Raw genomic sequence first — 18,246 nt, forward strand, 5'->3', positions numbered from 1 at the left:
TGCGGCCATTGGCGCGAAGGCCGCCTACATCGCGCCAGGCTCACCGTGGGAGAACGGCTTTGTCGAAAGCTTCAACGCGCGATTGCGGGATGAACTCCTGAACGGCGAGATTTTCTACACCCTGAAGGAGGCACAGATCATCATCGAAAGCTGGCGTCGGCACTACAACACGATCCGCCCGCACGGTGCGCTTGGCTACAAGCCACCAGCGCCGGAGGTGTTCGTGCCAGCCACGACCGCTTGCCCGACTGCGCTCGCCCGACCGGCTCCGGCGGCCAAGCTACCCGTAGAGCAGAGGCCGACCCTGCACTAATTTTGAACTCGGACCACCTCGTGGGGGCAGGTCACTTGGCCCGCGTCGCCGCCTGCACGGTCTGGGTGACGTTGGCCTCGGTCTGGCCCCGCGCCGCCGCGATCGACTCGGTCAGGCTGGCCACCGCGGCGTCGTTCTGCGCGCCCGTCGCGGGATCGAGCACGAGCGCGAGGGCGCCCGGCTGGTCGCCCGCGATCATCAGCTCGACCACCTGCAGCTGGATGTTCTGGTAGGCGTTCCACGCGTTGGTGAAGCGCTCGTAGATCGCCCGGGCTTCCGGGCTCGTCAGGCGGTCCTGATAGGCCTGCCGGAGGCCGGACAGCTCGCCGAGGGCGTCGGTCAGCGCCGTCTGGTTCCTGTCCAGGGCCGCCGCGTCGGGCGAGGCCACCGCGAGCCGGTAGAGCCGCAGGCGCGCGTCCCGCACGGCCGTCCCGATGGCCTCGGCCTGGTTCTGCGCGGGCAGGGCCTGCTGCGAGATCGCCGCGGCGTTCCGCTCGATCTCCGACAGGCTCACGACGCTGGCGATGCCCTGGCCGACGGCGGCGAGGGCGAGCAGGCCGATGGCACCGGCGAGGACCGTCTTGAGGGAGAAGCGCATGGGAGGTTCCGTCTTCGCGGCCGCGCCGCGCCTTCAGGCCCAACCATGCTCCCGTGGAGGTCTTAAGATTCTGTCGGCTCTATACCGGCGTTTGTTGTCAGAGCCACTTCTTCCACCGGAAGAAGAAGTAGGGAAATACCGCCGCCACGACCATCATGATCAGCGCCATCGGGTATCCGAAGGCGAAATCTAGTTCCGGTATGGACTTAAAATTCATGCCGTAGATCGACGCGATCAGGGTCGGCGGCATGAAGACGACCGCCATGACCGAGAACAGCTTGATGATGTTGTTCTGCTCGAGGTTGACGAGCCCCAAGGTCGCGTCGAGCAGGAACTGGATCTTCGTCGACAGGAAGGTGGCGTGCTCCTCGAGGGACTGAAGATCCCGCAGGGTCGAGCGCACGTCCTCGCGCAGGTCGCGCGGGGCCTTGTTGGTCCGGTAGGTCGCCGACAGCGAGAGCAGGATCCGCTCCATGGAGACGAGGCTCTCGCGCTGTTTGGAGATGAGATCGCCGTGCCGGCCCAGCGCCCGCAGCGTGTCCTGCAGCGCGGTGTTGCGGGCGGAGGGATCCTCCTGCACTTCGAAGATCTTGCCCGACAGGCGGTCGATGCGCTCGCCCTGGAGCTGCAGCACGTCGGCGGCGCGGTCGATCACCGCCTCGATCAGCCCGGCCAGGATCGATTCGCCCGAGGGTGTCGAGGCGCCGCCGTTGCCCATGGAGCGCCCGGCGCGCTGCGTGTACATGCGGAAGGCCTGCGGCTCCTCGTGGCGCACCGTCACCAGCCGGTTGCCGCGCAGGATGAAGGTGATGCCGGCCAGCCCCGGCTCCTCGGCGTCGCTGACCTTCGAGAGCACCCGGCCGGTCATGTAACGGGCGCCGTCCTCGACGTAGAGCAGCTCCGAGGGCTCGATGTCCTTCATCTCCTCGCGGGTCGGCACCTCGATGCCCGCGAACGACTCGACCTTCAGTTCCTCCTCGCGGCTCGGGCGGATCAGATCGAGCCAGACCGTGTCCTCGGGGATTGTGTCCTGGAGATCGATGACGCGGCGCTCAAGCAGCGTGGCTCCGGCGCCGACGGCGGGCTGGTGGATGAAGATCACGTACGGGTCTCGGATGCGGATCGGTCACGGGACAGCGCGGGGCCGCAGCCCGCATCCGGCACCGCGACGGTCGATGCAAGCTGTGCCGCGGATGTGGCGCTGTTTTCTGACGCTTCCGTGACATCGCGGCCCGACCCGTCAGAACAGCTCGATGTCGGGCGCTACCGGGTCGAGGGCTTGGTCGACGACTTGGTCAAGGGCCTGGGCGTCGACGCGGCGCTGGATCTGGGTGACGTAGCGCGCCCGCGCGGTCTCGAGGATCGCCGCCGGCGCGCTCGCCCGCCCCGGCCCGGTGCCGATCAGTCGCCGGCGCAGGCCGTCGAGGCAGAGCTGCAGCGCCGCGTTGGCGGCATCGACCGCCTCGATCTGCTGGCGGACGACGTCCTGGAACTGAACTTGGCCGAAGACCGACAGCACCTCGTCGCCCACCGCCGCATTCTGCGCCTTGACCTCGGCGAGGTCCGTCCGCGCCATCCCGAGGAGGACCCGGGTGGTCGTCTCGGCGATCCCGCCGAGTTCGGCCATCAGCGCGCGGAGGCGCTCCTGCTCGGTGCGGGTCGCGTCGTCCCCGCGATCGGCGATCAGCACCCGGCTGATCGTCTGCTGCGCGTCCGCCACCTGCACGCGCGCCTCGGCCATCGCGGTCTGGGAGGTCTGCGCGAGATCCTGGAGCTCCCGGGCGATGACCCGGAAGCCGGCTCCGTGGGCCCCGGCGCGGGCCGCCTCGATGTTGGCGTTGAGCGCCAGCATCCGGGTCGCCGCCCCGACCTTCTCGAGGCTGAGGATCAGGGCATCGAGCCCGCGCATCTGCCCGACGGCCACCTCGACGGGGCCGCGTTCCTCGCGGGTCTCGTTCAGGCGCCGGTCGAGATAGGCGCCGAGGGCCGCCGCCAGGGATTGCAGCGCGGCGTCGCTCTGCTCGGCGAAGCCGACGATGCGGTCGTGCGCGCCGCCGATGCAGGCGGCGCTGCGCGCCTGGGCGCCGTCGAGCCTCTCCAGCGAGGCGAGGATCGCGGCGGCGGCCGCCTCGGTCTGCGCGACGATGCTGCGCAGCTGCTCGCCCGTCACGGCGAAATAGGGGTCGAGGTCGCCGAGATCCCGGGCCACGGCCTCGGCGCAGGCCGCTCCGTGCGCCGGGGCGGCCGCCGGTTCGGCCCGAAGCGTGACCGCCATCGGCGGGGCATCCGGCTCGACCGCGCGGCAGGACGGTTGCAGCCCGCGGGTCACGAGGCCCCCGCAGAGCGCGGCGGCGGCCGCGAAGAGGAGCTGCGCCGGCTGCGCGATCCCCAGGATCAGCGGCACGGCCCCGATCGCGCCGCCGGCCGCGGCACTGAGCAGGAGCGTCCGCAGCTCGGTCTTCGCGGAGGGACGGGCAGCAATCTGCATCGCGGGAACGGTCATTCGGTCGGAAGCGGTGGCGCGGGGCCGGGCGAGGCCGAGGCCCGCGGAGCGGGCTTCAGCGGAGCGGGCTTCAGCGGAGAGGGGTCGCCCGGATCAGGCGGCGCGGCGCTGAATCGCGGGGGCGACCTGTGTGAGGACCTGCAGCAGCTTGTCGGCCTGGACCGGCTGCACCAGCCAGCCGGTCGCCCCCGCCTGACGCGCGCCGTCGCGCTTCTCCTGCTGCGATTCCGTCGTGAGAACGAGCATCGGCGTGAAGCGGGTCGGCGCGAGCTTCCGCAACTCCTGGATCAACTGGACGCCGTCCATGCCGGGCATGTGGAAGTCCGTGATCACGAGGGCCGGCTTCAGGCCTGCCTTGACCTTCGCGAGTGCCGTCTCGGCATCGGCGGCCTGTTCGGTTTCATATCCCGAACTGCGAAGTATTCCTGACATGCTCGAAAGAATGGTCGGTGAGTCGTCCACCAGTAATATCGTATTCATTTCTCGCTCTGAACTCCATGTCTGTGCGAACGGCTAAGTTTTAATCGTTCCAATCTGCCCGGCAATGCATTTTTCCATGACGTGGTCGCATAACAGCTCGAAGTCCTGCACCGCCCGCGCACGGGGCTTCACGTACCGCACCGGCCGTCCGCATCCGAAGGCATCCGCCGGAGCGATGTCCGTGCGGATCCCAGCCAGGAGGCGCTCCCGGCCGAACCGGCTCGTGAGCTGCTCGAGGGCCTCCCGCTGCATCGTGATCCGGAGATCCACCTGCACCGGCACGATCGAGAGGCCGCGCAGACCGGGATTGAGGCTCGTCGCCACCCGGAAGAACGCGCGCGCGAACTGCCCGACGCCGTCCACCGCGAGGTGGCTGAGCTGTGTCGGAACCAGGACGTGGTGCGCGCTCGCCAGGGCGCTGATCAGCAGGGCGTCGGCCGTCGGTGCGGTGTCGATCAGGATCACCGCGTAATCCGTCGCCAGGGGCTTCAGCGCCGCCGCGAGGCCGAGGGGCGCGACGGCGCCGTCGGGGCCCGAGAAGCCGCGATCGGCCGGCAGCACGTCCACGTTCGGCACGGCGGTGTGCCGCACGGCGCGCCCGAGATCCGTCACCCCGGTGCCGCGCAACAGGTCGTGCACCGTCGGCTCGCCGGGCCTCGCCCGCACGCCGAAGCCGAGGCCGGCATGGCCCTGGCTGTCGAGGTCGACGAGCAGCACCCGCCGGCCGCGCTCCGCGAGGCTTGCGGCGAGATTCACGGCCGTCGTGGTCTTGGCGGTGCCGCCCTTGCGGTTCGCCACGGCGAGGATGCGCCCGGTCCCCGGCTCGGTCATCCGCGCTCGGCCTCCGCGGCGCCTTCCGCGGCGGCCTCGGGCAGCGCGGCCAGGCAGGCCGCCGGCACGGCTCCGGCCGGCCGGCCGCGGAGGGCGGGTGCCGCGACCATCAGCACCTGGAGGACCGCCGTGTGGAGCCACGCCGCGCCGGTGAGGTCGACGACGGCCTCCGGGGTGGCGCGCAGGATATCGAGCAGCGGCTCGGCATCATCGACCGGGCAGTGGCCCGAGAGCCGGATGCGGGCGCCGCTGTGTTCGAGGGCCATCAGAGCAGATCCGACAGGTTGAGGACGAGGAGAACCCTTCCGTCGCCGAGGAGCGCCGTCCCGGAGAAGCCCGCGAGGCCGGCGAGGAGACCGTCGAGGGGCCGCACGATGACCTCCATGCGCTCGCGGAAGCCGTCGACCACGATACCGACCCGCTCGCGTCCGACACGGGCGACCATGACGGCCTCCTCCTCCGGCGGCGCGTCCGAGGCCGCCGGGAGGCCCAGGCTGTCGGCGAGCCGGATCAGGGGGATCATCGCGTCCCGCAGGACGAAGGTCTCGCGCTGCTTGATCCGGTGGATCTGGTCCCGCGGAACCTTCACGGTCTCGGCCACCGCGTCCATGGCGACCCCGTATTGCTGGCCCCGCGCCACCACGGTGACGATGCGGGTCACCGCCATGGTCAGGGGCAGCTGCACGGTCACGCAGGTGCCCGCGCCCGGCTGGCTCGCGAGCCAGACGTCGCCGCCCGCCCTGCGCACCGCGCTGCGCACGACGTCCATCCCGACGCCCCGCCCCGAGAGGTCCGAGACCTGATCCCGCGTCGAGAAGCCGGGCGCGAAGACGAGGTTGACGAGATCCTCCGCAGTCATCTGGGCGGTCTGATCCGGGCCGATCAGGCCGCTGCGCAGCGCCTTCTCGCGGACCGCCTCCGGGTCGATGCCGCGGCCGTCATCGGCCACCTCGATGATGACGTTGTCGTTCTCCTGCCGCGCCGCGAGCCGCAGGGTGCCGCGCGCCGGCTTCCCGGCGGCGATCCGGATCGCGGGGGTCTCGATGCCGTGATCGAGGGCGTTGCGGACCATGTGGATCAGCGGGTCGGCGAGGCTCTCCAGCACGTTCTTGTCGGCCTCGGTCTCCTCGCCCAGGATCACCAGCTCGACCTCCTTGCCGAGCTTGCGCGTGATGTCGCGGACGAGCCGGGGGAAGCGCTGGAAAACCTGGCTCACCGGCATCATGCGGATCGCCATGACGCCGACCTGCAGGCTCTGGGCGATCCGGTCGATGACCGCGTACTGCTCCTTGATCTCCCGACCGAGCTGGCGCGAGCCGCTGACCTGCTCGACGCGCCCGGCGAGATACGTGAGCCCGTTCTTGGCGACCGTCAGCTCGGCCGCGAAGTTCATCAGGGCGTCGACCTTGCCCTGCTCGACCCGCAGCATGCGCGTCGGACCCTTGGCGTCGGGGCCGGATCCCTCCGGGGCATCGCGCGGCTCGGTCGCCGGCGGCGGGGCCGCGGTGGGCCGCGGCGCGGGCTCTCCGGAGGGTGTCGGCATCGGCGGTGCGGCGGCCGCGCCGCTCGCCACGCCGCGGAGGACGGCGCCGAGGGTCTCGGTGGCGCCCGCGCGCGCTCGGCCCAGGGCTGCTTCCAGGGCGACGGCCCGGCTGGGCGCCAGATGCGGCAGGCAGCGCCGCACCACCGTGCGCACGGACTCGAACCGGCCCTCCGCGACGGCCGGGTCCGTCGGCACGGCCAGCATCTCGGCCTGCGCGGCGAGGATCGCCTCTGCCTGCTGGCGCAGGGCGAAGTCCGGGGCGGGCGCGTCTGCGGGCGGCCGATCGGTCGGCGGCGAACCCGAGGCCGGCCGCGGGCCGCCGAGGTCGGCGGCGAGGCGGCGCAGCGTCTCGGTCTCCGCCGTGGCGGCCAGCGCCGCGATCCAGCGCAGGGCGCAGGCCTGCCGGGTCCCGGCGCCGACGATCCCCAGCAGGGCGGCGGCGGCGGCGGCGAGGTCCGCCCGGGCGTCCTCGGCGAGGAGCGTTCCGGCCCGCGCGGCGAAGTCGCCGAACACCTCGGCCTCATCCTCCGTCCCGGTCAGGACGATCAGGTCGTCCGGCCGGATCGCGCCGACCCGGACCTGATCGGCGACGTAGCGCAGATGGTCGGCAACCGCCTCGGCGTCGGCGACGCACAGAACCTCGAAGCGGAGCCAGCTCAGCACCGGATCGCAGGTCTCCGGCGACGGAGTTGCGGCGCGCGGCCGTACCCGCAGCGCGACGAGGCCCGGGGCCTGCGCCACCAGATGGGCCGGGTCGTCGCCGCGGAAGAAGCAGGTCTCGTCGGGCTCGTAGTGCCAGGCGATCAGGAGGGCGCCCGAGGCCGCGGCGCGCCTCCAGGCGGCCTGCCGGTCCGCCTCGGGGAGGTCGGCGAGCCAGTCCGGCGGCCCGTAATCGGCCCGCGCGACGGTGGCCTCGATCGCCGCGGGGAGCCACGCCCGCATGGCCGTCACCCGGCCCGCCATGACGGCGTCGGCGTCGTCCGGCAGGACCGCGCGGCTCTCCAGGACGTCGATCCAGTGGCCGACCAGATCGAGGCTGTCGAGGAGCCCGTCCACGATGGTGGGTTCCAGGACGAGCGTGCCGGCCCGGACCTCGACCAGAAGGTCCTCGGCCGCGTGGACCAGATGGGTCAGCGGCGCGATCTCGAACAGGCCGGACGTGCCCTTGAGGGTGTGCACCGCCCGGAAGACGTCGTCGAGGGATTCGGCGCCCGGCGACTTCTCCAGGGCCAGCATGCCGCTCCCCGCGCGCTCCAGGAGCTCGCGGGCCTCGGGGATGAACTGGGCGAGCAGGGCGTTGGTCACGGTGCGGCTCCGGCCATCACGGTGGCGACCGCGACGAGGGCGTCCGGGCGCACCGGCTTGACGAGGTAGAGGTTGGCGCCCGCCGCGAAGGCCCGCGCGCGGTCGGCGCCGGCGCTCTCCGTGGAGATCATCACGGCCGGCACCGCCTGGAGCTCCGGCATGGTCCGGCCCTGCCGCAGGAAGGCGTAGCCGTCCATCTTGGGCATGTTCACGTCGACGAGGACGAGGTCGAAGCCCTCGGCGACGGCCTTCTCCAGGCCCTCGTAGCCGTTCACGGCCTCCTCGACCGCGAAGCCGGCCTCTTCCAGCACGTCGCGGTAGTACAGGCGCACCGTGGTGGCGTCGTCGATGACGAGGATCCTGGCCATGTCAGGCCTCCGCGCTCAGGGGCTTCTGGTAGACGATCGCCTCCGCGAACTTCCGGAGGTCGAACAGCGCGGAGATCCGGCTCATCGACTCGGAATGGCCGAGGCAGACGAAGCCGCCGGGATCGAGCGCCTCGTAGAGCGTCTGGGCGGCGCCGCGGCGGGACGCGTCGTCGAAGTAGATCAGCAGGTTGCGGCAGAACACGACGTCGAAGCCGCGGAACTGCCGGGTCGAGAGCGGGTCCGAGAGGTTGACCTGCGCGAAGGCGATCGACTCGCGGATGTCCGGGATCACCTCGTGGGCGCCCTGCACCCGCCGGGTGTAGCGCTCCAGGGTCGCCCGGGGGACGTGCTGGACCGCGCGGTCGCCGTAGAGGCCGCGCTTGGCTTGGTCGAGCACGGCGGTGTCGATGTCCGAGGCGACGATCTCGATGTCGTACCGGTCGACCTCCGGCCACGTGTCGAGGAGCTGGAAGGCGATCGAGTAGGGCTCCTCGCCGGTCGAGCAGGGCACCGACCAGATCCGCACCGGCTCGCCCGGCCGCTTGCGCCGGGTAACCTCCGGGAGGATCGACCGGACGAGGCAGCGGAACTGGTACTCCTCGCGGTAGAAGTAGGTCTCGTTGACGGTCATCAGGTTGACGAGCGTCTGGAACTCCTGGCCGCTGGCCTGGAATCGCAGGGTGTTGAAGTAGTCGCGGAAGACCGGCAGCGCGCTCGCGAGCATCCGCTCCTGCAGGCGCTTGTCGACGAAGTAGCGCTTGTTGTCGGCGAACATGATGCCGGTCTTGCGGTAGAAGAAGTCGCGGAAGCGGACGAAGTCGGCATCGGTGACGACGGGCGTCGGCGGCGGGAACGGTGCGGTCATGCCGGCCGCCGGTCAGGTGATGCGGCGGCAGGCGGCCCTGGCCGCGAAGCGCAGGAACGGCGCGTCGGGGAAGCGGGCGGCGGCGGCCTCGATCTCCGGCACCATCTCGGGCGTGCCGATCTCGGCGAGCACGTCGAGGGCGGCGGCGCAGACGTTGACGTGCCCGTCCTCGACCAGGACCCGGCGGGCGTAGGTCGCGGCCGCCGGGTGGCGCAGGGAGACCAGCACGTTCACCGCGAAGATCCGGCGGTCGCTGTCGGGATCGGCGAGGGCCCGCTCGAGGGCGCCGAGCACCGCCGCGTCCATCTCCTGCAGCGTCTCGATCGCGGCGTTGCGCAGCCAGACGTCCTCCGAGCCCAGCAGGCCGAACAGGCGCTCGGCCGCCGCCGGGGTGCCGATGCGGCCGAGGGCGCCGAGGATCGCCTCGCCGACGCTCCGGTCCGCCTCGCGGGCGAGGCGGTCGGCCAGCAGGCCGGCGGCGTCGGGATCGGCGGCCAGGCGATGGGCCGCGTCGCGGCGCCCGGCGGCCGTCGGGCCCTCCAGGGCGATCCGGGGATCCTCTGGGGCTTCCGCCGGCGCGGGGAGGGCGGGGTGCTTGCGGACCAGGGCCATGTCAGTCTCGGTGTCGATCTCAGGACAGCCAGCCGACGAGCTGGGCCGGGATGGAGCGGGCGGGCAGCGTCAGGGTCGCGCCGCCGAGGCGGATCAGCTCGGCCGGCATGCCGAACACGACGGCGCTCGACTCGGCCTCCGCGATGGTGCGGCCGCCGGCAGCCCGCAGGGCCGCCAGGGCGGCGGCGCCGTCGTCGCCCATGCCGGTGAGTTCGACGCCGATCAGGGCTTCGGGCAGCAGGTGATCCCGGGCGCTGCGGACGAGGCGGTCGACGCTGGGGTGCCAGCGCAGGGCCGGGTCGCTCGGGACGGTGGCGACCGCGAGCCGGCCGAGCCGGCGCTCGATCACCACGTCGGCGTCGCCCCGGCCGATGTAGACGCGGCCCGCCGCGAGGGGGACCGGGGCGGTCACCTCCACCACCCCCAGGGCGCAGAGGCGGTCCAGGCGCTGGGCGAAGGCCCCCGTGAAGGAGCCCGGCATGTGCTGGGCGATCACGACCGGCCAGGGCAGCTCGGCCGGAAGCTCCGGCAGGATCTCCTCCAGCGTCCGCGGTCCCCCGGTCGACACGCCGATCAGGACGCAGCCCTCCACGCGGGCCGCGGTCCGGGGCGCCGGGCGGCGCTTCGCGATCTCGCCGCGCCCGCGCCGGACCCGGTCGAGGAGGCCGCGGGCGCGGCCGGGCTTGGCCCGGGCCGCGACGCGGACCTTGGCGACCATCTCGTCCCGGACCTCGCCGATGTTGAGGGAGACGGTGCCGCCGGGCTTCTCCACGTAATCGACGGCGCCGAGCTGCATCGCCTCCAGGGTCACGGCGGCGCTCTCGCGGGTCAGCGACGAGACCATGACCACCGGGCGCGGGCGCGCCGCCATGATCTCGCCGAGGCAGGTGAGTCCGTCCATCTCGGGCATGTTGATGTCGAGGGTGACCACGTCGGGCTCGAAGCTGTCGATCTGGTCCAGGGCGTCGCGGCCGTTGCGCGCCGTGCGCACCTCGAACTGGCCCGTCTCCTCGAAGATCAGGCGAAGGTGTTTGCGCATCAGAGCGGAGTCGTCGACGATCAGGAGCTTGGGCATGGCGGGTTGCGTGGCAGGAGCGGCCTCGGACCGGGCCCGGAGACGGCGGCTCAGGCCGCCTGCAGATCCGCGACCTCGTGCCGGCTGAGGAGCCGGTCGACGTTCACCATCAGGATGATCCGCTTGGCGGCGGCGAGGTTGGCGACCCACTCCACGGCGCTGTCTTCGTCCTGCGCGAGGTCCGGCGCCGGCACGATGGCCGAGCGGGGGATCTTCAGGACCTCCGAGACCGAGTCGACGATGAAGCCGGTCCGCACCCCCGCGATCGCGAAGACCATGATGCGCTGGCGGTCGTTGCGCGCGGCCTCCGGGAGCCGGAAGCGGCGGCGCTGGTCGACCACCGGCAGCACCGCCCCCCGCAGGTTGACGATGCCCTCAATGAAGCCGGGCGTCCGCGGCACGTGGGTGAGCTGCTCGGGGACGCGGACGATCTCGTGCACGGCGTCGATCGGCACGCCGTACTCCTCGTCCGCCAGGCGGAAGACGACGAACTGCTCCTCCTCGTCGGCGCGCGTCGGCGCGGTCGCGGTCTGACGTTCCTGCACGGGTCCCTCCTCTGCGGCTCCGAGGCCGGCGAGGCCGCCGGCGATCCCGGTGGTGGCGAACAGGCGGGCGGCCGACAGGATCGAGACCAGCCGCCTGCCGCCGCCGAGCCGGCAGATCGCCTCGACCTCGCGCAGCGCGTCGCCCTGCGCGAGCAGGTCGGGCAGCGGGTCGACCACCGCGCGGGGCACCCGCAGCACCTCCTTCACCGTGTCGGTGACGATGCCGACGGAGCCGGCGGCTTCCCGGGAGGCGACCACCACGATCCGGTTCTGCTCTCCCAGGGGCACGCCCGGCAGCCCGAACAGCGCCCGCAGGCTGACCAGGGGCAGCAACCGGTCGCGCAGGTTGATCACACCGATGACGTGGCGCTCGGCCTTCGGCAGCTCGCTGACGCGGTCGGGGACCTGGACGATCTCCTGCACCTGCTCGATCGGCAGGGCGTATTCCTGGCCCGCGAGCTCGAAGGACACGAGCTGGATCTCGTCGGAGAGCCCGGCCTCGCCCTCCGGCCGCGCCGAGGCCGCGCCGCCGGCCTCGATCGGCCCGACCGCGTTCCGTCCGCCCGACCCGCCCTCTGCGCCGGCGCGCACGGACCCGCTGCGCTGCAGCAGGCGCCCGAGATCGATGATCAGCACGATGCCGGCCGGCCGCTTGATCACGCCCGCGAGCAGCTCGGTCGCCGCGGTGGCGGTGAGGCCGTCAGTCCCCTCGATCTCCCCGGGCTCGGCGGTGATCACGCTCGCCATCCGGTCGACCACGAAGCCGGAGGTCCCGCCAGCGCCGCCGCCGTCGCCGGACCCCTGGCCGACCACGACCACCCGGGCGGCGTCGTCGTGGACCCGGTCGGGCAGCTCGAACAGCCGCCGCAGGCTCGCCACCGGCAGGACCGAGCCGCGCAGGTTGGCCAGTCCCACCAGGGCGGGGGGTGCCAGGGGAACGTCGACCATGTCGGGCAGGCGGATGATCTCCTGCACCTCCGCGAGGGGCACCGCGTAGGTCTCGCGGGCGACGTGGAAGGTCACGAACTGGAGCGCGGAGGCGGTCTCCGACCGGTCGGTCGCGGCCGAGGCTGAGGCGTCGTTGGACATGGCGGGCTCCGGGCTGAGCAGGATTCGGGTGGGGCCGTCCCGGCCGGGCGCGTCTCAGTCCTGGTTCTGGAGTTCGTCGGCCAGCGACGCGACCTCCTCGATGGCGGCGGCGAGTTCCTCCGCGCCGTTCGCCTGCTCGCGGGCGGCCTGCTGCGCCTCGTTCACCGCCTGGCCGCCCTGGCGGGCCGCCGTGGCGATCTGGTCGACGCCGCGCTTCGCCTCCTCGACGTTGCGGATGATCAGGTCGGCGCCCTGGAGGATCTGCCGGTTGCCGTCGAGCACCACGCCCATGTCGTCGGCGGTGGTCTCGAGGTCGCGGGTGATCGCCCGGTTCTTCTCGACCTCGGCGGCGGCCGCCGCGGAGATCGCCTCCAGGTCCCGGCGCACCACCACGATCTGGTCCTGGATCGCCTTCACGAGGTCCTTGATCCGCTCCGCGTTCTCCGAGGAATCCCGGGCGAGGTTGCGGATGTCGGTGGAGACCACCATGAAGCCTTTGCCGAACTCGCCGGCCCGGGCCGCCTCGATCGAGCCGTTCACCGCCAGCATGTTGGTCTGGATCGCCACCGTGGTGATCGCGTCGACGATCTTGTCGATCTTCCGGCTCACCTACTCCAGGGCGTTGATCTGCTCTCGGCTCCGGTCGGTCTCCGCGAGGGCATTGCCGACGCCCGCGACCAGTCCGTCTACCGCGGCCCGGTTCTCCTGAAGCTGGCTCGTGATCAGGCCGCCCTTCTCCAGGGCGTCGCGGGCGCTGTCCTGGGCGAGGAGCGCTCCCTTCTCGATCTGCGCGATCGCGGCGGCCGATTGCTGCGCGGCTGCCGTCTGCTGCTGGGCGCCCCGGTCGATCTGGTCGAGCGCCGTGGTGATCTGCGCGGCGGCCCGGTTGATCTCCTCCACCGCCGAGGACAGCTCCTCGGCCGCCGAGGCGACCTCCTCGGCGCTCTTGCCGACGTCGGTGGCGTTCTTCAGCTCGTCCGCCAGGGTCGCGAGCTCGGTGGCAGCCTGCTCGCTCTCCCCGAGGGCGGTGGTCTGCTGCTCGATGGTCTTGAGCGATTGCTGGCAGGCGGAGGATTGCTCCTCGGCCGCCGCCGCGATCAGCTCGGACCCCTTCTGCGCCTCGACCGCGGCCTTCTCAGACTCGACGGCCACCCGGGCGATGGTCTCGGCGCCGCGCATGATCTCGACCATGGCCTGCCGCACCGCCTCGAGCTGGGCGGTGATCGTCTCGCCCCGCGCGACCTCTTGGCGCGCGCCCTCGGCCGCGCGGTTGATGCCCTCGGCGATGACCTTCACGTCTTCCTGGATCCGGCCGATCAGCGCCTGGATCTCCTGGGCGCTGCGCTCGGAGGTCTCCGCCAAGGTGCGGACCTCGTCGGCGACCACCGCGAAGCCCTTGCCGTGCTGGCCGGCCCGGGCCGCCTCGATGGCGGCGTTCAGGGCCAGGAGATTGGTCTGGTCGGCGATGCGAGCGACGGCGCGGACGATGTCGCCGATATTGGCCGCCTGCCGCTCCAGCTCGACGATCAGCGTGACCGAGGCCGCCTGACGCTCGGCCGCCGTGGCGATCGAGCCGACGCTGAGCCGGATCTGCTGGCTCACGCCGGCGATGAGTCCCTGGAGCGCCTCCGATTTCTGGCGCGAGGTCTCGGCCTCGGTGCGGGCGGTGCCGATTACCTCCGACACGGTCGTGACGGCGCGCTGCGACTGCTCGGAGGCCCCGGCCGCCTCCTCGGCGCCGGCGGCGATCTGCTCCATCGCCTTGCGCAGCTCCTCGGCCGCCGACGAGGCCTCGGCGACGCCGCTGGCGAGCTGGGTTGTCGCCGCCGCGATGCGCTCCGCCGCCTTCTGCTGCTTGGCGAAGGTCCGGGCCTTGCGCCGGCTCTGCTCGTTGAGGCGCCCGAGCTGGCTCAGACTGGCCGGCTCGCCCTTCCGGACCTGCGCGTGCGATCCCGACAGGGCGGCTTTCTTCACGAGGGCCATGGCGGCGTTTCCTTCACTTGAAGTCGCGGCTGTACGTCGCCGCCCCCAGGCTAGGACCCGCGACGCGCAAGTCTTACGAAGCATCAAGTTGCGAATCAATGAACGAGAACACGATTTTTGAGCAATGATCCGCTGTAGGTGCCGCCATATCCGTGCATATGAAGATCAATATTTGGAGTATATCTACAAAATGACTGGATTGAAGATAGGACATTGGATTGTGAATATGGATATACTGCAACCAATATGGAAATATGCGCTGGCAACAATCCTGTTCGCCGGTCGCTGCTGTATCGAGCCGGCGGTTTGGCCAAGCCCCTCGGCGGACCCGCGGGGCCCGCAGGCCGGAGCGAGCGCGATCTGAAGTTCCGCGCCGCCCGAGGTCGCGCCGAATGGAGAGCCGTTTGTGGGGCACGGCCCGGTCGAACACCGCAACCCGGACTGGCGATGGTCTGAGCGGGAACCCGGCCCGAGCGACCCCGACCCGATCTCAGTTGCAACCGTCGCAGATGCTGCCTTCGATCTTGTCGGTCAGAGCGCGCTCGCGCCGCCGCTGCTCCGGGGTCGGCACCTCGCCGGGGCCGAGAGACGTGCCGGGCGGCTTGGTGACGCCGAGGCTGTTGGTGTTCGGCGCCGTGATGGTCGAGACCGGGCCGCCGCCCGTGCCGGTCTGGTCGGGCGCTCGCGTCTGCACCGCGAGCGGGGTGATGAGGGCGAGGCTCAGCGCACCGAGCGTCGCGGTACCGAGGAATCCGCGGATCATGGAAGGTCTCCCGTCGCCGGGAGAACGGGAAACGTGGCCGCCGGTTGCGTGGCCTAGCGCCGCCGCGCGGGCTCGCGCCGGAACACCCCGACCATCTCGACATGGCCCGAATGGCGGAACTGGTCGACCGGCGTGACGGTCTCCAGCCGGTAACCGCCGGCGACCAGCGTCGCCGCGTCCCGCGCGAAGGTTCCGGCGTCGCAGGCGATGCCGATCACCAGGGGCACGCGGGCGGCGGCAAGCTGGCGGGCCTGGGCCTCCGCGCCGGCCCGCGGCGGGTCGAACACCACCGCGTCGAAGGCATCGAGTTCGGGGGGCAGCAGGGGCCGCCGGAACAGGTCGCGGCGCTCGCCGCTGATCTTGCGCAGGCCCGCGGCGGCGCGCGCGGCCCGCTCGAGGCCCGCGAGGGCCGCGGCATCGGATTCGACGGCGTGGACCGCGGCCGTCCGGGCGAACGCCAGCGTCAGCGGCCCGCAGCCCGCGAACAGGTCGGCGACGCGCCGGATGCGGGGGCCGAGGGCCGCCAGAGTCAGGTCGCAGAGCGTCGCCTGACCGGCCGCGGTCGCCTGGAGGAATCCGCCGGGGGCCGGGTAGAGGCGGGTCGCCGCGGCGGGGCCGTCCGCCGTGACCGAGACCGGCTCGGCCTCCATCAGGCGCTCTCCGTGCAGGGAGAGCCGAGCGAGGCCGAGTTCGCCGGCGATCCGCACCAGCGCGGCGCCGACGCCGGCGCTGACCGGTCCGTGACCGCGCAGGTCGACGTCCAGGCCCTGGTCGGTGGCCGTCACGGCGACGTCGAGGGGCTTGCGCCCGTGGCCCAGCGGGGCGGCGAGGCGGCGCGCGACCTCCGGGGCCGGGTGGAGCGCCGGCACGGTGATCGGGCAATGGTCGATCGGCACCAGCGCGTGGCTGCGCGCCGGCATCAGCCCAGCCTCGGCCCGGCCGCCGATCTCCCGCACGTGCAGGGTGAGGCGGCGGCGTCCCGCCCCGTGGGCGTCGATGGCCGGCCCGGGCGTCACGTCGAGGCGCGCCTGGGACAGGGCCTGGGCGACGAGGTCGCGCTTCCAGGCGAGTTCCGCGGTCCGCGCGAGGTGCTGGGTGCGGCAGCCGCCGCAGCGCATGTAGTACGGGCAGAACGGCTCGACCCGGTCGGGCGAGGCCTGCGCTAGGCCGAGCAGGGCGCCGCGCCGCGCCTCCCGGCGGATCTCCGCGCGTTCCCCGGGCAGCGTGTAGGGGACTAAGGTCCCGTCCTCGGCGATCCCGTCGCCGCGGGCGCCGAGCTCCCGGATCGTGACCGTCTCGCTATCCGCTGGCTCGCTCACGGCAACCTCGCACCGATCAGGAATTCGGCATTGCCGTCGCCGCCCGGCACCGGCGAGTCGATCAGGCCCAGGATCGCGGCCCCGAGCCCCTCGAGGGTCCCGCGGACGGCCGCGCAGACCTCGGCGTGGACCGCCGGGTCGCGCACGAGGCCGCCGCGGCCGACCCGGGCGCGGCCGGCCTCGAATTGCGGCTTGATCAGCGCGACGATCGCCGAGCCCGGCCTCAGCAGGCCCGGGAGGGCCGGCAGCACGAGGCGCAGGCCGATGAAGCTCACGTCCACGCTCGCGAGGTCGGGGGGCGGGACGAGGGCCTCCGGGCCGAGGCCGCGGATGTCGGTGCCCTCGCGGTTGGTCACGCGCGGGTCCCCGGCGAGCCGCGGATGGAGCTGGCCTCGGCCCACGTCGAGGGCGTGGACGTGGCGGGCGCCGCGGGCGAGCAGCACGTCGGTGAAGCCGCCCGTCGAGGCGCCGACGTCGAGGGCGACCCGGCCCTCCGGATCGACGCCGAACGCGTCCAGCGCGGCGGCGAGCTTGAGGCCGCCGCGGGAGGCGTAGGGGTGCTCGGGCTCCGCCTCGACCCGCGCCCCCGGGGCGATCGGGTCCGAGGCGCGCGCGAGCGGGCGCCCGTCGACCCGCACGAGCCCGGCACGGATCGCCGCCTGGGCCCGGGCCCGGCTCTCGAAATGGCCGTGCGCCACGAGATACAGGTCGGCGCGCCGCGGCGCAGGGTTCTCCGCGGGATCGTCCGCGGGGGCCGCGCGGTCCGGGCTGGTCCGGTCTCGGGTCATCGGGGCTTCGTGCGGTTCCGGCAGGTCTGCGGCGGAGGTTTCGGGCCGCCGCCCTGTCGAAGGCCGGCGCGCTCCCTAACTAGACCGGGCCGTAAAGGAGAGCCACCGCATGACCCGCACCCTGCCGCTGCTCGCACTGCTCGGGACCGCCGCCGCCGGCGGCGCCCTGGCACAGGAGCCTCCCAAGGAGGCGGCCAAACCGGCAGAGACCTACACGGCGCCGATCAAGAACGCGAAGGGCGACCCGATCGGCACGCTGGCGATCCGCGACGGGGCAAATGCCCTGGTCCTGCGCGTGACGATCCAGCCCGGTGGCCTGCCGCCCGGCTGGCACGGGATGCATTTCCACGCCGTGGGCGACTGCTCGGACCCGAAGTTCATGAACTCCAAGGCGCACGTGAACCACGACCAGAGCAAGCACGGGCTGCTCAACGCGGAGGGCCCCGACGAGGGCGACCTGCCGAACCTCTACGCGGCGCAGGACGGCTCGGCCAATGCCGAGGTCTCCAGCGAGACGCCGCTGAACGGCGAGGGCGGCCTGAAGGACGGGGACGGCGCGGCGCTGATCATCCACGCCAACGAGGACGACCACAACACCCAGCCGATCGGCGGTGCCGGCGACCGCGTCGCCTGCGGGGTGATCAAGTAGTCGTCGCGGACGGGGACGGCACGGCCGGCGGGATCTGCCGCGGCCGGCCGTCCTCGTCGATGGCCACGAAGGTGAAGGTGGCCTGCGTGACCCGCTCGCGGACCTGGGTGCAGAACCGCCGTGCCCAGGCCTCGACCTCGATCTTCATCGAGGTCCGGCCGACATGCGACACCCGGGTGTAGACGCACAGCACGTCGCCGACCCGGACCGGCCGGATGAAGGTCATCGATTCCAGCGCCACGGTGACCACCCGGCCCTGCGCCCGGTCGACGCCCGCGATGCCGCCGGCCTGGTCCATCTGCGACAGCACCCAGCCGCCGAAGATGTCGCCGTTGGCGTTGGTGTCGGCCGGCATGGCGATGGTGCGCACCGTGAGATCGCCCTTGGGCAGATCGACCTCAGCGGGCGGCGCGCCTCCGGCCGGTGAGAGTGCGACGTGCTGCATGCCGTCCATCCGCCCCCCGCACGCCGTCAGGACATCACGCCGGCGAGCTTGAGCCCCGCCGCCAGCAGAACGGCGACCGCGCTCAGGATGCATTCGAGCGGGATGGATTGCCAGAGGTCCGGCGCCGCCGCCGCGGGCTCGGCGCGTTGCGCAATATCGTTCATCGAGCTTC

General features: G+C 72.4%; 21 protein-coding genes. 2 read left to right on the plus strand and 19 right to left on the minus strand.

Translation table 11 applies throughout. The annotated features are described in order from the left end of the window. The coding region (locus H288_RS0126560; protein WP_020095608.1) for an integrase core domain-containing protein at positions 1–313 on the plus strand (313 nt) is incomplete at its 5' end. Between the two features lie 31 nt (positions 314–344). Here the strand turns inward: H288_RS0126560 and H288_RS0126565 are convergent. From H288_RS0126565 to H288_RS0126640, 17 genes are all read right to left on the minus strand, one after another. After that, positions 345–911 (minus strand): MCP four helix bundle domain-containing protein, encoded by a 567-nt coding sequence (locus H288_RS0126565; RefSeq protein ID WP_020095609.1) that lies wholly within the window; start codon positions 909–911, stop codon positions 345–347. A gap of 97 nt (positions 912–1,008) precedes the next feature. Continuing rightward, positions 1,009–2,013, minus strand: a complete 1,005-nt coding sequence (locus H288_RS0126570) for a magnesium transporter CorA family protein (RefSeq protein WP_012320756.1) — start codon at positions 2,011–2,013, stop codon at positions 1,009–1,011. Positions 2,014–2,151: 138 nt separating this feature from the next. Then, entirely contained in the window at positions 2,152–3,399 is a 1,248-nt protein-coding gene (locus H288_RS0126575) for a methyl-accepting chemotaxis protein (protein ID WP_139307749.1), read from the minus strand. Positions 3,400–3,507: 108 nt separating this feature from the next. Then, positions 3,508–3,876 (minus strand): response regulator, encoded by a 369-nt coding sequence (locus tag H288_RS0126580; protein WP_020095611.1) that lies wholly within the window; start codon positions 3,874–3,876, stop codon positions 3,508–3,510. Positions 3,877–3,927: 51 nt separating this feature from the next. Further along, positions 3,928–4,725 (minus strand): ParA family protein, encoded by a 798-nt coding sequence (locus tag H288_RS0126585; RefSeq protein ID WP_020095612.1) that lies wholly within the window; start codon positions 4,723–4,725, stop codon positions 3,928–3,930. Then, positions 4,722–4,991 (minus strand): hypothetical protein, encoded by a 270-nt coding sequence (locus H288_RS32860; RefSeq protein WP_020095613.1) that lies wholly within the window; start codon positions 4,989–4,991, stop codon positions 4,722–4,724. The genes H288_RS0126585 and H288_RS32860 overlap by 4 nt, the downstream gene beginning before the upstream one ends. Continuing rightward, on the minus strand, positions 4,991–7,573 hold the full coding sequence (locus H288_RS0126595) for a chemotaxis protein CheA (RefSeq protein ID WP_020095614.1): 2,583 nt from the start codon (positions 7,571–7,573) through the stop codon (positions 4,991–4,993). The genes H288_RS32860 and H288_RS0126595 overlap by 1 nt, the downstream gene beginning before the upstream one ends. After that, positions 7,570–7,941 carry a response regulator gene (locus H288_RS0126600; RefSeq protein WP_020095615.1) on the minus strand — a complete coding sequence of 124 codons (372 nt, stop codon included), beginning with the start codon at positions 7,939–7,941 and terminating at the stop codon, positions 7,570–7,572. Before H288_RS0126600 ends, H288_RS0126595 begins: the two co-directional genes overlap by 4 nt. 1 nt (position 7,942) lies before the next feature. Then, a complete protein-coding gene (locus H288_RS0126605; protein ID WP_020095616.1) occupies positions 7,943–8,806 on the minus strand; it encodes a protein-glutamate O-methyltransferase CheR in 864 nt (287 codons plus the stop codon). 12 nt (positions 8,807–8,818) lie between these two features. Then, complete coding sequence (locus H288_RS0126610) at positions 8,819–9,418, minus strand: HEAT repeat domain-containing protein (RefSeq protein ID WP_020095617.1); 600 nt, start codon at positions 9,416–9,418, stop codon at positions 8,819–8,821. A 19-nt stretch (positions 9,419–9,437) separates the two neighbouring features. Continuing rightward, the gene (cheB, locus tag H288_RS0126615; protein WP_020095618.1) at positions 9,438–10,493 is read right to left on the minus strand and encodes a chemotaxis-specific protein-glutamate methyltransferase CheB; all 1,056 of its coding nucleotides are present in this window, start codon (positions 10,491–10,493) and stop codon (positions 9,438–9,440) included. Positions 10,494–10,543: 50 nt separating this feature from the next. Further along, positions 10,544–12,127: a chemotaxis protein CheW gene (locus H288_RS0126620; RefSeq protein ID WP_020095619.1), complete on the minus strand. Its 1,584-nt coding sequence runs from the start codon at positions 12,125–12,127 to the stop codon at positions 10,544–10,546. 54 nt (positions 12,128–12,181) lie between these two features. Continuing rightward, entirely contained in the window at positions 12,182–12,736 is a 555-nt protein-coding gene (locus tag H288_RS35265) for a methyl-accepting chemotaxis protein (RefSeq protein WP_020095620.1), read from the minus strand. After that, complete coding sequence (locus H288_RS32865; protein ID WP_020095621.1) at positions 12,737–14,110, minus strand: methyl-accepting chemotaxis protein; 1,374 nt, start codon at positions 14,108–14,110, stop codon at positions 12,737–12,739. A 490-nt stretch (positions 14,111–14,600) separates the two neighbouring features. Beyond that, positions 14,601–14,873, minus strand: a complete 273-nt coding sequence (locus H288_RS0126630) for a hypothetical protein (protein WP_020095622.1) — start codon at positions 14,871–14,873, stop codon at positions 14,601–14,603. A gap of 53 nt (positions 14,874–14,926) precedes the next feature. Then, complete coding sequence (locus H288_RS0126635; protein WP_020095623.1) at positions 14,927–16,192, minus strand: class I SAM-dependent RNA methyltransferase; 1,266 nt, start codon at positions 16,190–16,192, stop codon at positions 14,927–14,929. Further along, positions 16,189–16,980, minus strand: a complete 792-nt coding sequence (locus tag H288_RS0126640) for a TlyA family RNA methyltransferase (protein ID WP_020095624.1) — start codon at positions 16,978–16,980, stop codon at positions 16,189–16,191. The genes H288_RS0126635 and H288_RS0126640 overlap by 4 nt, the downstream gene beginning before the upstream one ends. Positions 16,981–17,089: 109 nt before the next feature. Between H288_RS0126640 and H288_RS0126645 the strand changes: the two genes are divergently transcribed. Then, positions 17,090–17,629, plus strand: a complete 540-nt coding sequence (locus H288_RS0126645; RefSeq protein WP_020095625.1) for a superoxide dismutase family protein — start codon at positions 17,090–17,092, stop codon at positions 17,627–17,629. Here H288_RS0126645 and H288_RS0126650 read toward each other — a convergent pair. Together H288_RS0126650 and H288_RS35760 are read right to left on the minus strand one after the other, a co-directional pair. Next, entirely contained in the window at positions 17,622–18,074 is a 453-nt protein-coding gene (locus H288_RS0126650; protein WP_020095626.1) for an acyl-CoA thioesterase, read from the minus strand. The genes H288_RS0126645 and H288_RS0126650 overlap by 8 nt on opposite strands. A gap of 26 nt (positions 18,075–18,100) precedes the next feature. Further along, complete coding sequence (locus H288_RS35760; protein ID WP_020095627.1) at positions 18,101–18,238, minus strand: hypothetical protein; 138 nt, start codon at positions 18,236–18,238, stop codon at positions 18,101–18,103. Positions 18,239–18,246 lie beyond the last annotated feature (8 nt).

Source organism: Methylobacterium sp. 285MFTsu5.1, assembly GCF_000383455.1.
Lineage (GTDB): Bacteria > Pseudomonadota > Alphaproteobacteria > Rhizobiales > Beijerinckiaceae > Methylobacterium.

Coding starts and splice junctions, on each gene's coding strand:
- H288_RS0126645 (WP_020095625.1), top strand. CDS start 17,090: ATGACCCGCACCCTGCCGCTGCTCGCACTGCTCGGGACCGCCGCCGCC.
- H288_RS32865 (WP_020095621.1), bottom strand. CDS start 14,110: ATGGCCCTCGTGAAGAAAGCCGCCCTGTCGGGATCGCACGCGCAGGTC.
- H288_RS0126565 (WP_020095609.1), bottom strand. CDS start 911: ATGCGCTTCTCCCTCAAGACGGTCCTCGCCGGTGCCATCGGCCTGCTC.
- H288_RS0126575 (WP_139307749.1), bottom strand. CDS start 3,399: ATGCAGATTGCTGCCCGTCCCTCCGCGAAGACCGAGCTGCGGACGCTC.
- H288_RS0126585 (WP_020095612.1), bottom strand. CDS start 4,725: ATGACCGAGCCGGGGACCGGGCGCATCCTCGCCGTGGCGAACCGCAAG.
- H288_RS0126600 (WP_020095615.1), bottom strand. CDS start 7,941: ATGGCCAGGATCCTCGTCATCGACGACGCCACCACGGTGCGCCTGTAC.
- H288_RS0126630 (WP_020095622.1), bottom strand. CDS start 14,873: ATGATCCGCGGATTCCTCGGTACCGCGACGCTCGGTGCGCTGAGCCTC.
- cheB (WP_020095618.1), bottom strand. CDS start 10,493: ATGCCCAAGCTCCTGATCGTCGACGACTCCGCTCTGATGCGCAAACAC.
- H288_RS32860 (WP_020095613.1), bottom strand. CDS start 4,991: ATGGCCCTCGAACACAGCGGCGCCCGCATCCGGCTCTCGGGCCACTGC.
- H288_RS0126605 (WP_020095616.1), bottom strand. CDS start 8,806: ATGACCGCACCGTTCCCGCCGCCGACGCCCGTCGTCACCGATGCCGAC.
- H288_RS0126650 (WP_020095626.1), bottom strand. CDS start 18,074: ATGCAGCACGTCGCACTCTCACCGGCCGGAGGCGCGCCGCCCGCTGAG.
- H288_RS0126620 (WP_020095619.1), bottom strand. CDS start 12,127: ATGTCCAACGACGCCTCAGCCTCGGCCGCGACCGACCGGTCGGAGACC.
- H288_RS35760 (WP_020095627.1), bottom strand. CDS start 18,238: ATGAACGATATTGCGCAACGCGCCGAGCCCGCGGCGGCGGCGCCGGAC.
- H288_RS0126640 (WP_020095624.1), bottom strand. CDS start 16,980: ATGACCCGAGACCGGACCAGCCCGGACCGCGCGGCCCCCGCGGACGAT.
- H288_RS0126610 (WP_020095617.1), bottom strand. CDS start 9,418: ATGGCCCTGGTCCGCAAGCACCCCGCCCTCCCCGCGCCGGCGGAAGCC.